Below are 14462 nucleotides of genomic sequence, written 5' to 3'. Positions count from 1 at the left end.
TCTATAATTGTTATTTTTACAGTGCTGCTTTTAATACGTTGGTAAATTGATTGATTAATGTAATTTCGCAGAGTTTATAGTTAATTGCAGCTTGCGTTGCATTAGGTGACTGTAGCATGTAACGCAACTGACAACTGCTATCAGTGTACGTTTCATGATCAGTTATGCTGCGGTTAAATAAAAGAGATACTTGCGTATTACCTGTTTCTTCTTCTATTTTAGATAGCTCATATTGTCGCTTCATTATCCAGGTATTTTGCACTTGTTTTGCTTTAACAATCACGGTATCAAGGCATTGAATATAGCGTTTGGTTGTTTCAAGGTTTGCTTTAGCGGGTAAATTACACTCATCAGCAGCAAAGCTTAATGGACTGATACTCAACAGAAGTAGCCAAAGTGAATTAAATAAATACTTATTTTTTGTCATTATAATTAAACTCTAAAATAAATTGAGCGCCGCCAAGGTTATCAGCTTCGGTAATAGTAAGTGTACCATGGTACGACTTAACTAAATCAGACACGATTGCCATACCAACACCGTGTCCGCTTTCGTATGTATCGAGACGAGTACCACGAGTGAGTAAAGCCTCGCGTTTATCCTTTGGCACACCAGGGCCGTCATCGCTAATTGCAATACGTAATGTTTTACTTTGAACAACTTGTATTTCTACTTGTGAACGACACGCTTTACAGGCGTTATCGATTAAATTGCCAAGTAATTCCATCAAGTCTGTTTGATCGCCTAAAAAGTAATCCTTTTCAGTGATCGAACAATTAAAAATAATATCTTTATCGCGATAAACTTTCGCCATTGCACTTAAAATTGAATCAAGTATGGGCTTAACCGGTGTTTGTTTTTTCCATGTATCGGAGGCCCCAGTGGCTGCTCGCTTTAACTGATGTTCGATCATCACATTAATACGGTCAAGTTGCTCTTGAGCATCGGCGTCGTTTGCAAGTGGGCTTGATTTTAAAACTGCTAGGGGAGTTTTCAACGCATGAGCAAGATCGCTCAGTGACGCTCTATAACGTTCTTTTTGGCGTTGCTGCGACTCAAGGAGTAAATTTAGGTCAGCTTTGATTGTTTGTAACTCTACTGGATAAAGGCCTTTAATTTCCTGAATATCACCAGATTCAATCGCTTTTATTTCTTTATCCAGACGTTGCAATGGGCGAGCGCTCCAGATAAAACCAACAGCCATGAGTCCTGCAATGGCAATCCCCATAATAAACATCCACTCTACAAGTGTTTGCTTAAAGCCGTCCATTAAACGTAGCAGGGCATCGTTACGCTTTAGTAGTATAAAGCGAGCTTGCTCTGATTGATCTATGTTGTTCAAAATAACAGTTAGGCTAAGTTGCCAGTACGCTGTATTTTTGTGTTTCACCAGTCTAAAGTCGGCAGCTCCCGCTTTTGTTTCGATTGTTTGAGGAACAAAACTAACATTTACGGCTGACTCAGAATGCCAAATAGGCTCATCGTCTCGGTAGATCATTGCGTAAGTATCAGAGTTTAATCGGTTCAATTCAGGCGCTAAAATCGTACTTGGCATGATAATGCCGTGTTCAGTAAAGTCGACTTCGGATATAAGCGAGTAGAGCTGTGCTTCGAGGGTTTTTTCTGTCGCATCAACAAGTGAAGCATAATACGCTTTACCAATTGAATAGAATAAAATAGGCAGTGCGAGCAATAAAACAAAGACAAGGATAAATCCTTGTCTTATTTTTAACGATATTTGCGGTATTACCACTGGCTTTTGAGCCTGTAGCCGCGCCCACGCAGAGTCTCTACAGGGTTTAATGTGCCTTCAGGGTCAAGTTTTTTACGTAAACGCAATACAAATACTTCAATTACGTTTGAATCAAGGTCAAAATCTTGGTCGTAAATATGCTCAGTAAGTTCTGATTTAGAAATTACTTTTTGTGGATTTACCATCAAGTACTCAAGTACTTTATATTCGTATGCTGTAAGACTAAGCTCTTTATCATCAACCCAAACCTGCTGAGAGCGGGTGTGGATTTTAATTGGGCCAGCAGTCATTTCTGGGTTTGCTTTGCCAGCACTGCGACGAATAAGTGCGTTACAGCGTGCAATTAATTCTTCTACATGAAATGGCTTTGTGAGGTAATCATCTGCACCTGCATCTAAACCTTCAACTTTGTCTTGCCAGCGATCACGCGCGGTTAAGATTAAAATAGGGATAGTGATCCCCTGTGCACGCGCCTTATTAATGAGTTCAATACCATCTATTTTTGGTAAGCCTAAATCAACCACAGCCATATCAAGCGGGTATTCTGTAATATGGAAAAGACCCGCTTCGCCATCGTGACATAAATCCACGCTGTAACGCTCTTTTTCTAATGCATTACGTAGGTTATCTGCTAAATGTAAATCATCTTCTATAACTAAAATTCGCATTTGTTAATCCTTTTTCACTTCGCCGGTTTTTTTATTAATATGTAAATCAACGACGTGGCCGTCAGATTTGAGTATTCGTACGGTATAAAAATCTGTTTTTTCGGTGATTTTTAAGGTCTTACCATCTATAGTTTGCTTTGCAAGTATTACGGCTTTCTTTTTGTCCATCTCAGCATGAGATGTTTGCTTGGCCGTTGTTGCTTGGGCAAAGTTGGAAACACTCGCACTAGCAATAAAACAAAGGCTTAATAATACGCGCATAATAGAGAACTCCTAGACCAGACCCACTTAGTTTAATTAAGTAAGTTACTAAAATTCAAGTAAAAACGTTAAATTCGTTTTTATCATAGTAATTTTAATTACAATCCTGTGAACAAACCCTGAATTAGCCTGCAATACTCGCTTACAGGGCCAAATACACCTTAAGCAGGAAACACTTTTTTAAATGGTTTAACAACCGTGTTTTCATATACGCCGGCAGCAATATACGGATCAGCTGCTGCCCACTCTCGCGCCGCTTCAAGTGAATCAAACTCGGCAACGACTAAAGAACCGGTAAAACCTGCCTCTTGAGGATCGTCACTGTCTACTGCTGGAAGTGGACCTGCAGTAAATAAACGATTTTGCGCGTCAAGCTTACTTAGGCGTTCTAAATGTGCTGGGCGTGCAGCTTTTCTTAACTCTAAGCTGTTTTCAACGTCAGTTGAGTGAATCATGTACAACATAAGGAGTCTCATTAAATTTGTTAAATTTGATTAATCGAATACTACCACAGCGTTGAAAATTGGTGAATTAAAAGCGTATTTACGCATGTTTACACTTGGATTTTATTTTTACGCTGTAATTGCTTGAAAATCGCTGTGTAACACTGGTAGAGTCGCTGGAATATACAAAATAATAAAAAGGTTTTATACATGAGCGATAATAGAGAGCGATTTAGCTCCCGTCTCGGATTTATTTTAGCGGCGGCAGGTTCTGCTGTTGGTATTGGTAATTTAGTAGGTTTTCCTGTCTCTGCTACCAAAAATGGTGGTGGCGCATTTTTATTAATTTATGCTTTATTTGTCGTATTCATTTGCTTACCTGTCATGATGGCTGAAATGGCAATGGGTCGAAATGCTCAAAAAGATCCTCTTGGATCGTACAAGTTGTTAGCAAATAACGATAAAAAATGGAAGTTTGCAGGCTTTTTAGCTGTACTTACTCCATTTATGATTGCTGTATTTTACATGGTAATTACAGTGTGGATTTTTGGCTACTTAATGCAAACAGGTCTGGGGAATTTAGATTTACTCGCTGAACCTAGTCATTTTGGTGTTTTTATTAATAGCTACACTGTTTTTGGTTACATGGCGGTGGTGGTTATTATTGTTAACTTAATTTTATTAGGGGGTGTTAAGCAAGGTATAGAAAAAGCCGCTAAATTTCTGATGCCAGCGCTTCTAGTCATGCTGCTTGCTTTGGTTATCTATGTATTAACACTTGATAATGCAATGGCGGGTGTTAAATATTATATTATCCCTGATTTTTCTAAAATGAGTGCAAGCGTTCTTAATGGGGCGTTAAGCCAAGCATTTTTCTCGCTGTCGTTAGGTATGGGTATATTAATGACTTACGCGTCGTACATCTCTAAAAAGGATGACATTGTTAGTAGTGCAAAAATGGTAGCAATTACTGACTCGTTAGTCGCATTTGTCGCAGGTCTTATGGTGTTACCGGCTATATTTAGTTTTGATCCAAACACAGATCCAACAGCACTTTCTGACTCGTCAGTTTCGATGATTTTTGTGTATTTGCCGAAAATATTATTAGCACTGCAAAATGATATCGGATACGTAGGTGCATCGGTTGTCGCGTTTTCGTTCTTCTTGTTGGTATTTTTTGCTGCAATTACATCATTGGTATCTATTGTTGAAGTACCCACAGCTACATTAAGCGATCGCAAAGGGATTAGTCGTAAAAAAGCACTAGGTATTTTAACACTTACAACTGGCGTGCTCACTATTTTATGTACTATGTCGTTTGGTATGATTGACAGCCTTACCTCATTTACCAGTTATGGCGGTGTAAATAAGAGCTTTTTCGATATTATTGTTGATGTATTTTACGACACAATTTTACCGCTTAATGGCTTAATGGTGTGTTTGTTTGTAATGTACCGCTGGAAAAAAGCACGTTTAACACAAGAGCTAAGCTTAGGTTCGCCTAATTATGCTGGTAGCTTAATGGAAAAATACGTTAACTTTTCGCTTTCAACATTTATTCCAGTCATATTAGCTGTAATATTTATAAATACAGTCGCGACTAAGTTTTTTGACTTAAAAATATTTGGCTTTTAAATACAGCCCCAATTAAAAAAGCCGCACTTGCTGCGGCTTTTTTGTGTGTAATTTTAATTAAATGCGCCTGAGTCGAGGTAGCTGCCAATCCCAAGCGTAAACATCCAAAGCCCCCATAAGCTATGCTCAATTACGCATACAAAGGTTGAGCGGCTTTGTGCATAAGTAAATGCAAACAATAAGCCTCCTAAAAACGCTAAACCCACTGCTATCCAATTTGCATACACAATGTGCGCCAGCGCAAATACAGTCGCACTGACTATAATACGCACTGTTTTTTTTGGCATAATGCGTTTATAGCGATGAAAAAAATACGTTCTGAATATTAATTCCTGGGGGATAACCGAAAGCACTGGATAGAGTAATAACAATAAAAGCCAATCATTGAAAGAATTACGGGGAAGGGTAAACCAGTTACCTTGATGGATTATGCCGTAAAACATCCCCGAGAACAGTGCGCCTAAAAAAAAGAAGCTAAATAGGCGTCTTTTCACAGCAGAAAATTGCCCAAGGCTTGTGAGTCTAAAACGTTTAAAATGGGGGTCGCCAAGCAGCAACATACAGCACACACTCATAAGTATAATAAGCGCAGGAATAAGCCAGTTAGCTAAATGCTCGCGTAATCCAAAACCCAACAAGGGCAGCAATACAAAAATGAGGGTAAATTCAAACCAGCGGTATTGATTGGCGTTCAAGGTCGTCTCAGGTTGCGTTTTTTACCAAACTAACAAGCTAAGACGACACTTTTATGACGAAAAGAACTTACTTTGCAGGCTCTTCTTCATCAGGGAAGTATTTATATAAGACGATAATGGTGGCAAAAATGCTTACAAAAGTAATACCCATTAAACCAAACACTTTAAAGTTAACCCAAAAGTCGAGCGAAAAATTATACGCAATATAAATGTTTAGTGCTGCTATGCCAGCAGTTATAGCAACCCACATTAGGTTAAGCTTATCCCATAACGGTTCTGGGACTACAATGGCTTGTTTTGTATCATTAGCATTTTCGAGGATTGAGCTTAGCGCTTTTTTAACGAGATTTTTATTAAGTACATAACGGCTAATAAGTAACGTGAAACTTAAACCTGCGTATATTAGTGTTGCTTTCCATTTAATGTATTGCTCATCATGAAGTATCAGCGTAAGCGTACCAAACACGGCAGCAATGCCAAAAAATATCCACTGGCGAGTAGGCACAGTGCCATGCTTAAAATAGCTATAAGCAACTTGAATGAGCGTAGTTACCATTAATAAACCAGTGGCCCAATAAATATCAACGAGTTTAAATACTGCAAAAAATAGTATTAGCGGGATGTATTCAATTAATGCGTGCATAGTCTACCTAAATTATACAAAAAAGAGTCAAAGGCTTTTTACCACATAAAGCTTAGCAACTACAAGGTTGACTTGTTGCCCTGTAAGCCTTAGCCTGCGTGGCTTTATTGCCAATTTGGTTTGGTATTTTTTATATCATCATATTCCCACGCTTAACCGACACTGATTTAGCGTGTATTTAGGAGCCTAAAATGAACAAAGCAGAACTCGTTGCTGCCATTGCACACAAAAGTGAATTAACAAAAAAAGATGCTCAAGCGGCACTTTCAAGCTTGCAAAAAGTAATTACAAAATCGCTTTCTGAGGGCGATCAAGTACAAATTAATGGCTTTGGTACATTTGCACTAAGTTACTATCCAGCGCGTACTGGGCGTAACCCACAAACAGGTGCCGCTATTGAAATCGAGGGCGCAAACAAGGCGGTTTTTAAACCCGCTAAGGCCTTAAAAGATCTGCTTTAGATAGCATTACTTAGCTTGGTCGTTGATTGAGTTTTGATTGGAGTTATTAAACAAAAAAATTATGGGCTTTGCCCATCACGCCAACAAGTTGTGCGTCTACATAAATAAATATAATGCTGAGCGTTAGTTGTAGGCGTCGAGCTTGCTCACGCGAGAAGCGCTTAACCACCCATCATAAAAACTGCGTTTTTAAAAGCCAGCAAATAGCGAGTTTACAAGTTAACTTTAAATCTAAACTGTTGGGGAAAACGCTGGGCTTGATTGAAATTATTAAACATAAAAAATTATGGGCTTTGCCCATCACGCCAACAAGTTGTGCGTCTACAAAAATAAACGTAATGCCAAGCGTTAGTTGTAGGCGTCGAGCTTGCTCACGCGAGAAGCGAAGCTTCTGTATTTTAACCATCGAGTGCCAAAGCTGTGTTTGTATCTACTCTATGTAGATTATTCATAATCTCTAAATGATTTACATCGCATTATAAATCCCACTTAGATTAAATTCTTTATTTTCAATTGCTTGTTATCGGCATGCATTATGCTTTTTAACTGTGTGTTTCGAATATATCTTTTAAGAATATAAGGAGATCTCAATGAGTACATTACAAACAAGCACACGTTTACAGGGCAAAAAAATTGCAATTTTAGCCACTGATGGATTTGAGCAAAGAGAGCTGTTATCTCCACGCAGCGCGATAATGTAACAGTAGATAAACTAGTCACAAACGCAGACCCCGCTGATTACGACGCGCTTATGCTCCCTGGTGGTCTATTTAACCCAGACAGCTTACGCCAAGATAAAGATGCTAAAGCTTTTATTGATGTTTTTTTTGGCGCAGAAAAAAATAAACCTGTTGCTGCTATCTGCCATGCACCGTGGTTACTAGCTGAAATTAATAAATTACGCGACCGCACTATTACCTCTTTTCCAAGTATTAAAAGTGATTTAATTAATGCCGGCGCTAATTGGGTTGACCAAGAAGTATGTGTAGATAAAGGTTTAGTAACTAGCCGAAGCCCCGCCGATTTAGAAGCATTTAATGCTAAGTTTATTGAAGAAATTTTAGAGGGTAAACACCAAGCTCACTAATTTTCTTTTTAAAAAGTTTGGGTATTGATACAGCGTTTGATTTTTAAAAAACAAAAAAGGGCATTTTAAATGCCCTTTTTTAATGTGTACAAAACACGCAGTTTTGTAGTTACGTAGTTACCTTAAAGCGATGTTGCTGCTTTCATATCAGCTACAAATGTTTTTAGCTGCGCAGTCATTGCCGGTAAATCATCAAGGTTAGCTTCGATAATTTTAACCACCGCAGAGCCTGAAATAGCACCGGCTGCGCCTGCATTCAGTGCCGCTTTTACATCATCTGGTGTTGAAATACCAAACCCTAAAAGAGCAGGGGCTGCGTGGTATTCTTTTAGTTGAGTCACAATATTGCCCGCTGGCATTTGTGCTTTAGTATCTGTACCAGTAACACCTGCGCGCGATAGTAAATACGTGTAACCACGACCGTAAGAGGCACATTGACGAAGTGTGTCGTCATCTGCATTCGGTGTTGCAATAAAAATTGGGTCTACACCGTTATCCATTGCTGATTTTCTAAACATTTTAGATTCATGTAGCGGTACATCAGCCACTAAAATAGAGTCTACACCTACCGCTTTTGCATCTTTGTAAAATGCTTCTATACCGCGTTTAAACACAAGGTTTGAGTAAAGCAATAAACCAATTGGAATATCGGCGTTATATTCACGTATTTTTTTAATAATATCAAAGCAATCTTGTGTGTTGATATTCACATCAAGGGCACGAATATTAGCAGCTTGAATTACAGGACCATCCGCAATTGGATCTGAAAATGGAATACCAAGTTCAAGCGCATCAGCGCCGCCGTCAATTAGGCTTTTAATAATCGCAATACTTTGCTCTTTACCTGGGTCGCCAATTGTTACAAATGGTACAAACGCACCTTGTTTTTGCTCGTTAAGCGCTGCAAACATTTTGCCGTAACGATCCGTTTTTATTTGGCTCATAGCTGACCTCTTTCAGATAGTACATTGTGAACGTGTGCTAAATCTTTATCGCCACGACCACTTAAATTAATCACGATAACACTCTCCTCGGTTAGCCCTTCTGCGTACTTAAGGGCATAAGCTAGCGCATGGCTTGATTCAAGTGCCGGAATAATCCCTTCGTTTTTAGCAAGCGATTGAAACGCGTCTAGCGCTTCTGTATCCGTAATACCTACGTATTGCGCACGACCGGTTTCGTGTAAAAATGCATGCTGAGGACCAACCGCAGGGTAATCAAGACCTGCCGATACAGAGTAAGATTCTTCAATTTGACCATCATCATTTTGCATAATGTACGTATAAGTACCATGTAGAATACCTTTAGTACCTTTACAAATAGTTGCACCGTGCTCATTTGTATCAAGCCCTTTACCAGCTGGCTCAACACCAATTAATTTAACGCCTGGCTCGTCAATAAAGTCGGTAAACATACCAATCGCGTTTGAACCACCACCAACACAGGCAATAACAGCGTCAGGTAAACGACCTTCTGCTTTAAGTACTTGTTGCTTGGCTTCTTCACCAATAATTTTTTGATACTCGCGTACAATTGTTGGGAATGGGTGAGGGCCTGCGGCTGTACCTAGTAGGTAATGCGCGTCTTGGTAGTTTGCTGACCAGTCACGCAGCGCTTCGTTTACGGCATCTTTTAATGTGCCAGAACCCGCTGTAACAGGAATAACCTCTGCACCCATTAACTTCATTCTAAATACGTTAGGTTGCTGACGTTCAACGTCTTTTGCGCCCATATAAATACGACATTTTAAACCCAGTAGTGCACATGCAAGCGCGGTTGCAACGCCGTGTTGACCGGCACCGGTTTCAGCAATGACTTGTTTTTTACCCATACGCTTAGTAAGTAACGCTTGGCCAAGTACTTGGTTGGTTTTGTGTGCGCCGCCGTGTAGTAAGTCTTCACGCTTTAGATACAGTTTTACTTTTGGGTTTTTAACTAAATTGCGCGTTAAAGTAAGTGGCGTAGGACGACCCGCATACTCATTTAATAGTTTACTTAGCTCTGCCTGAAACTCAGGATCTTTTTGTGCTTTGTTAAATTCGTTTTCTAACTGCTTAAGTGCAGGGACAAGTAACTCGGGTACAAACATACCGCCAAACTCGCCAAAATAAGCTGGATTTTGCATTTTAACCTCAATAATTTCTGATGCTCGTAAAAGCATTATGTAATTTGTTAGGGCACTTTTTACCCGCAGATTCTTCAACGCCTGAGTTTAAATCAAGGCCTAAGGCACCTTTTAAAAGCGCATCTTTAATATTGTCTGGATTTAAGCCTCCAGCGAGCATAAACGGTGTAGCTGCATCGCTTAGCACTGACCAATCGAATGCTTTACCTGTACCGCCGGCTTGAGTATCGCTGTGCGTATCGTAAAGATGACGATCAACTCCACTTACAGGTGTGGGCAATGCATCTTTTATTGCTTGTGCTTTCCAAATCTCGCAGCCGTTTGGTAACTGTGTACGCAACTCAGCAATGTAATCGTCACTTTCTTGTCCATGTAATTGAACTGCCGCTAATTTTAACACACTTGCGTATTGAGCAACTTGCGCAATTGGGGCATCGACAAATACACCCACAAAATTAAGTGGGGCACTTTGGCTTAGCTCTCTTGCGCAATCTAAATCAACATAGCGCGGCGATTTAGGATGAAAAATTAAACCACCATAAACAGCACCGTTTTGATATGCCGCTTGTACATCTTGAGTTCGTGTTAAACCACATACTTTATTGTCACCTAAAATAACACGGCGACATGCTTGCTCTAAATTGCGCTCACTCATAAGAGAGCTGCCAATTAAAAAGCCATCACATAATGGAGCTAAACGTTTTACGTCTTGATGGGTGTAAATACCCGATTCCGAGATAACCACTTTATCTGCTGGAATAAGTTTGCGTAGCTTTTCGGTTGTGGCTAAATCGGTGCTTAAATCGCGTAAGTCGCGGTTATTAATCCCAATAATTTGTGCATCAAGCGCAAGTGCACGGTGCACTTCTTCTTCGTTGCTTACTTCGGTTAGTACCGACATATTAAGTGAATCGGCAACTGCATTCAGTGCTTTATAGCTCTCGTCATCAAGGACCGAAAGCATCAGTAATATAGCGTCACCGCCATAAATACGTGCCATATATACTTGGTACTCATCTATAAAAAAGTCTTTGCAGATAAGCGGTTGTTCTACTTGGCTGCGCACAAATTCAAGATAATCAAAACTGCCTTGAAAATATTTAGCATCAGTTAACACGCTCATGCAGGTGGCATATTTTTTATAAACTGAGGTAATTTCAGTTAAATCAAAAGGCTCTCTAATTAAGCCTTTCGAAGGCGATGCTTTTTTACACTCTAAAATAAACTGTGTACCCGGCGCTGCAAGTGCTTTATAAAAGCTACGACTCGTAGGCATTGCAAGGTGCTTAAAGCTTTCAAGCGGACGTGCAGCTTTTCTCTCAACGAGCTCTAATTTTTTATCAGCAACAATCTTGTCTAATACATTAGCCATTACTTACCTCAATAATTGCATTTAGTGTGTTCATGGCTTGCCCTGAACTTAATAATGTGTGTACTTGTTTTGCCCCTTCTTTTAACGTTTCTGCTTTACCTGTTAGGTATAAAAGGGCAGCTACGTTAACCACAATAGCAGCATTATGTGCATCTGTACCTCTGCCTTGTAAAATAGCGAGGCTAGCATTTGCGTTGTATTGTGGACCTTCACCAGCGAGCTGTTCAAGTGAATAGTTTGCAAGGTCAAAGTCGCTAGGGTTTAGTGTGTACTGCGTAATCTCGCCATTATTTAGCTCAACTACCGTTGTTGGGCCGTGTAGAGCTATTTCGTCAGTGCCCGAGCCGTGAACAATCATAGCGCGCTTTGTGCCAAGGGTTTTAAGTGTTTGTGCCATTGGCATACATAACGCTTCGTTGTACACACCTAACAATTGCACATCAGGTGCTGCTGGGTTAGCAAGCGGGCCTAAAATATTAAAAATAGTGCGTGTTTTAAGCGCTGTACGCACGCCCATCGCATGGCGTACGCCACTGTGATAGTGCGGTGCAAACAAAAAGGTAAAATTGGTTTGCTCAAGGCATTTTGCTGCCTGCTCTGGGCTCATATCTATATTAATGCCCAGCGCTTTTAGTAAGTCGGCAGAGCCTGAATTACTCGATACACTGCGATTACCATGTTTTACCATGCTAATGCCGGCAGCAGCGGCAACTATGGCTGCAGTTGTGCTTATATTAATTGTGTTTGAGCCATCGCCGCCAGTGCCACAGCTATCAGCAAGTTGTGTACTGCTGGTAGTAAAAGCAACAGCGTTTTCGCGCATTGAGGCTGCAGCGCCTGCAATTTCGTCGCTTACTTCGCCTTTAATTTTAAGGCTTATAAGTAGGGCAGTTAGCTCAATTTCACTCATATTACCTTGCATTATTTCATCAAAAAGCGCTTTGGCGTCTGCGTAGCTTAATGATTGCCCCGTAATTAGTTGCTCAATAGCGTGTTGAACATTTATGGGTTGTTCTGGTTGTGTACTCATAATGTCCTCTTTTATTTAGCGCGTGTTAAGTAAGCGACACTTTGCTGAAGTAGCATTGCGCCGTTTGGCGTCAGTATTGATTCTGGATGAAACTGATAACCCAATGCGTTGTCATCATGATGATATATAGCCATAGGGATATCTTCGTACTGGGCAATTACCTCAATATTGTCAGGCACTTTTGTTGCCATTAATGAATGGTAACGCGCCACAGGCATTGTATTGCCCATACCATCAAATACAGGATGATCGCCTAAATTAATAATTGAAGACTTACCATGTACGGTTTCACCCGCGTGACCGATTACTCCACCGTAACTTTGTGTTAATGCTTGTTGGCCTAAACAAATGCCTAGCATTGGGAAGTGACCTTTAGAGAGCTCAATAAGCTCCATTAAACAGCCTGCGTCGCTTGGTGTGCCAGGACCTGGGGAAAGTACTAATAGCACTTGGCCTTGCTCTTGGCGCATTTTGTTAAAAATAACCTCAGCGCTAATGTTGTTTCTGTAAACAACGAGTTCACAGCCAAGCATCGTCAGCTCATCAACAAGGTTGTACGTAAATGAGTCAAAATTATCTAAAAAATAGATTTTAATAGGGTTCGCTTTGCTCATTTTATACCGCCTTATACGTAGATTTAATGGCGGTAATAACCGCTTGTGCTTTGGCGCGTGTTTCGTTTGCTTCTGAAATAGGATCTGAGTCAAACACCACACCGGCACCGGCTTGCACATAGGCTTTGTTATTTTTAACAAAAGCTGAGCGAATAACAATACAGCTATCCATTGCGCCATCACCGGTTAAGTAACCGACTGCGCCGCCATAACTGCCACGACGTTTACCTTCTGTTTGACGAACAAGCTCAGCAGCACGAACCTTTGGTGCACCAACAAGCGTGCCCATGTTCATACATGCTTGGTAAGCGTGCAGTGCATCAAGCTCTGGTTTTAACGTGCCAACAACGCGTGACACCAAATGCATTACTTGTGAATAGCGGTCTACTTTTAATAGCTCTTTAGCAAAACGAGTACCTGCAACGCTAATACGTGCTACGTCGTTACGGGCTAAATCAACCAGCATTAAATGCTCGGCGCGCTCTTTTTTATCGTTTCTAAGTTCAAGCTCAATGCGGCTGTCTAGGTCTGGGTTTATTTGCCCATTAGCAAATTTGCCACGTGGGCGAGTGCCCGCAATTGGGTATACTTCAACTTGCTGAGATTGCACTGTGTATTTAAGTGCTGATTCAGGCGATGCGCCAAATAATGCAAAGTCTTCATCGCGCATATAAAACATATACGGACTTGGGTTTTGCTTTTTAAGCTGGCTATATGCATGTAAAGAATCAGGGCAAGGTAGTGAAAATGTACGCGACGGCACTACCTGAAAAATATCACCATCTACAATATTCTTTTTAAGCTTAACAACTTGCTCGCAGTAAGTATCATCGTCTATATCAACGCTTACCTCACACTCGCCACTTTGCATATCCGCACTAAATTCTGTTGCGTTATCGCACAGTGTATTTAATCGCTCTAATTCTTTACCTACTTCAAAGCAATTAGCGTGTACGTTTGGGCCGTTAAATACATTACCAATGAGTTCGGTTGTTTGTTTTTGATGATCAATAACAACTAAGGTTTCGGCTAAATAAAATACGTAATCAGGGCATGTATTTTCGCCGTCTGGTACATCACTTAACTGCTCAAAGTTTGCTACCATATCGTAGGCAAATACACCGCCTAAAAATAACGAAAATGGATTGTTAGTTGTGCTTTTAATACTGTTAATACACGTACGTAAAGCACTAAATGCATTATCTGCAATTAGTTTACTTGCTTCGTCAGTATCGCCGCTTGTATCTAAATAACAAAGGGTAAGTATTGCGCCGTCTAAAGTTGCGTCACAGCTCTTAACATTTGCCTGCAAGTAGCTTAGAAGCTGTTGCCCATTATTAGATTGAGCAGTAATAGTAACTGTTTTACCTTGGCATACGATGCGTAGGGCACAGTCAACTAAAATTAAACTTTTTACACTGTCTTTAGAATCAATCTCAGCCGATTCAAGCAGTAGTGAGTTAGGCTTATCAAGTGCCGCGTATACTGCAAGAGGACTACTAATATAGTCGCGTACTTGCGTTATGCTTGTTACTTCGCCTGGTGTGGTAGTTATATGACTAAAAATCAAACCTCATTCCCTCAAAAAATTAAACCCCGCAATGCTTTAGCAATGCGGGGTTTGAATAACGATATCTAAATTACAAACAGATCATTACCGTCCCGCTATATCAGGCG

At 40.3% G+C, this 14462-nt stretch carries 15 protein-coding genes and 1 pseudogene; 3 read left to right on the top strand and 13 right to left on the bottom strand.

The features are described 5' to 3' along the window. Positions 1–16: 16 nt before the first annotated feature. The 5 genes from PALI_RS08145 to PALI_RS08125 form a co-directional block, all read right to left on the bottom strand. Complete coding sequence (locus PALI_RS08145; RefSeq protein WP_193155526.1) at positions 17–427, bottom strand: hypothetical protein; 411 nt, start codon at positions 425–427, stop codon at positions 17–19. Further along, positions 414–1751 carry an ATP-binding protein gene (locus tag PALI_RS08140; protein ID WP_193155525.1) on the bottom strand — a complete coding sequence of 446 codons (1338 nt, stop codon included), beginning with the start codon at positions 1749–1751 and terminating at the stop codon, positions 414–416. Before PALI_RS08140 ends, PALI_RS08145 begins: the two co-directional genes overlap by 14 nt. Then, positions 1745–2419: a response regulator transcription factor gene (locus tag PALI_RS08135; protein WP_058548980.1), complete on the bottom strand. Its 675-nt coding sequence runs from the start codon at positions 2417–2419 to the stop codon at positions 1745–1747. Before PALI_RS08135 ends, PALI_RS08140 begins: the two co-directional genes overlap by 7 nt. Positions 2420–2422: 3 nt before the next feature. Further along, positions 2423–2680 (bottom strand): hypothetical protein, encoded by a 258-nt coding sequence (locus PALI_RS08130; RefSeq protein WP_077538110.1) that lies wholly within the window; start codon positions 2678–2680, stop codon positions 2423–2425. 161 nt (positions 2681–2841) lie between these two features. Beyond that, on the bottom strand, positions 2842–3144 hold the full coding sequence (locus PALI_RS08125; protein WP_182701998.1) for a YciI family protein: 303 nt from the start codon (positions 3142–3144) through the stop codon (positions 2842–2844). Positions 3145–3333: 189 nt separating this feature from the next. Between PALI_RS08125 and PALI_RS08120 the strand changes: the two genes are divergently transcribed. Further along, positions 3334–4758 (top strand): sodium-dependent transporter, encoded by a 1425-nt coding sequence (locus PALI_RS08120; RefSeq protein ID WP_077538109.1) that lies wholly within the window; start codon positions 3334–3336, stop codon positions 4756–4758. Between the two features lie 53 nt (positions 4759–4811). Here PALI_RS08120 and PALI_RS08115 read toward each other — a convergent pair whose 3' ends face one another. Together PALI_RS08115 and PALI_RS08110 are read right to left on the bottom strand one after the other, a co-directional pair. After that, a complete protein-coding gene (locus tag PALI_RS08115) occupies positions 4812–5453 on the bottom strand; it encodes a CPBP family intramembrane glutamic endopeptidase (RefSeq protein ID WP_193155524.1) in 642 nt (213 codons plus the stop codon). A 67-nt stretch (positions 5454–5520) separates the two neighbouring features. Further along, positions 5521–6096 carry an inner membrane-spanning protein YciB gene (locus PALI_RS08110; RefSeq protein WP_077538107.1) on the bottom strand — a complete coding sequence of 192 codons (576 nt, stop codon included), beginning with the start codon at positions 6094–6096 and terminating at the stop codon, positions 5521–5523. 191 nt (positions 6097–6287) lie between these two features. Between PALI_RS08110 and PALI_RS08105 the strand changes: the two genes are divergently transcribed. Together PALI_RS08105 and PALI_RS08100 are read left to right on the top strand one after the other, a co-directional pair. Beyond that, positions 6288–6557 carry an HU family DNA-binding protein gene (locus tag PALI_RS08105; protein WP_077538106.1) on the top strand — a complete coding sequence of 90 codons (270 nt, stop codon included), beginning with the start codon at positions 6288–6290 and terminating at the stop codon, positions 6555–6557. 590 nt (positions 6558–7147) lie between these two features. Continuing rightward, a pseudogene (locus PALI_RS08100) lies at positions 7148–7644 on the top strand (type 1 glutamine amidotransferase domain-containing protein). A gap of 122 nt (positions 7645–7766) precedes the next feature. On the opposite strand, the gene trpA reads toward PALI_RS08100, so the two are convergent. From trpA to PALI_RS08070, 6 genes are read right to left on the bottom strand one after another with little or no spacing between them, the layout of a single operon-like run. Continuing rightward, the gene (trpA, locus tag PALI_RS08095) at positions 7767–8588 is read right to left on the bottom strand and encodes a tryptophan synthase subunit alpha (protein WP_193155523.1); all 822 of its coding nucleotides are present in this window, start codon (positions 8586–8588) and stop codon (positions 7767–7769) included. Further along, entirely contained in the window at positions 8585–9769 is a 1185-nt protein-coding gene (gene trpB / locus PALI_RS08090; RefSeq protein ID WP_077539034.1) for a tryptophan synthase subunit beta, read from the bottom strand. The genes trpA and trpB overlap by 4 nt, the downstream gene beginning before the upstream one ends. 7 nt (positions 9770–9776) lie before the next feature. Beyond that, the gene (gene trpCF / locus PALI_RS08085) at positions 9777–11141 is read right to left on the bottom strand and encodes a bifunctional indole-3-glycerol-phosphate synthase TrpC/phosphoribosylanthranilate isomerase TrpF (RefSeq protein WP_193155522.1); all 1365 of its coding nucleotides are present in this window, start codon (positions 11139–11141) and stop codon (positions 9777–9779) included. Continuing rightward, a complete protein-coding gene (gene trpD / locus PALI_RS08080; protein ID WP_193155521.1) occupies positions 11134–12171 on the bottom strand; it encodes an anthranilate phosphoribosyltransferase in 1038 nt (345 codons plus the stop codon). Before trpD ends, trpCF begins: the two co-directional genes overlap by 8 nt. An 11-nt stretch (positions 12172–12182) precedes the next feature. Further along, positions 12183–12785, bottom strand: a complete 603-nt coding sequence (locus PALI_RS08075) for an aminodeoxychorismate/anthranilate synthase component II (RefSeq protein WP_193155520.1) — start codon at positions 12783–12785, stop codon at positions 12183–12185. 1 nt (position 12786) lies between these two features. After that, positions 12787–14355, bottom strand: coding sequence for an anthranilate synthase component 1 (locus tag PALI_RS08070; protein WP_193155519.1), 1569 nt, complete (start codon positions 14353–14355; stop codon positions 12787–12789). Positions 14356–14462 lie beyond the last annotated feature (107 nt).

It is taken from the genome of Pseudoalteromonas aliena SW19, assembly GCF_014905615.1.
Taxonomy (GTDB): Bacteria; Pseudomonadota; Gammaproteobacteria; order Enterobacterales; family Alteromonadaceae; genus Pseudoalteromonas; species Pseudoalteromonas aliena.
The sequence above is the reverse complement of the archived record's forward strand: the minus strand, read 5'-3'. Positions and strand labels throughout refer to the sequence as shown.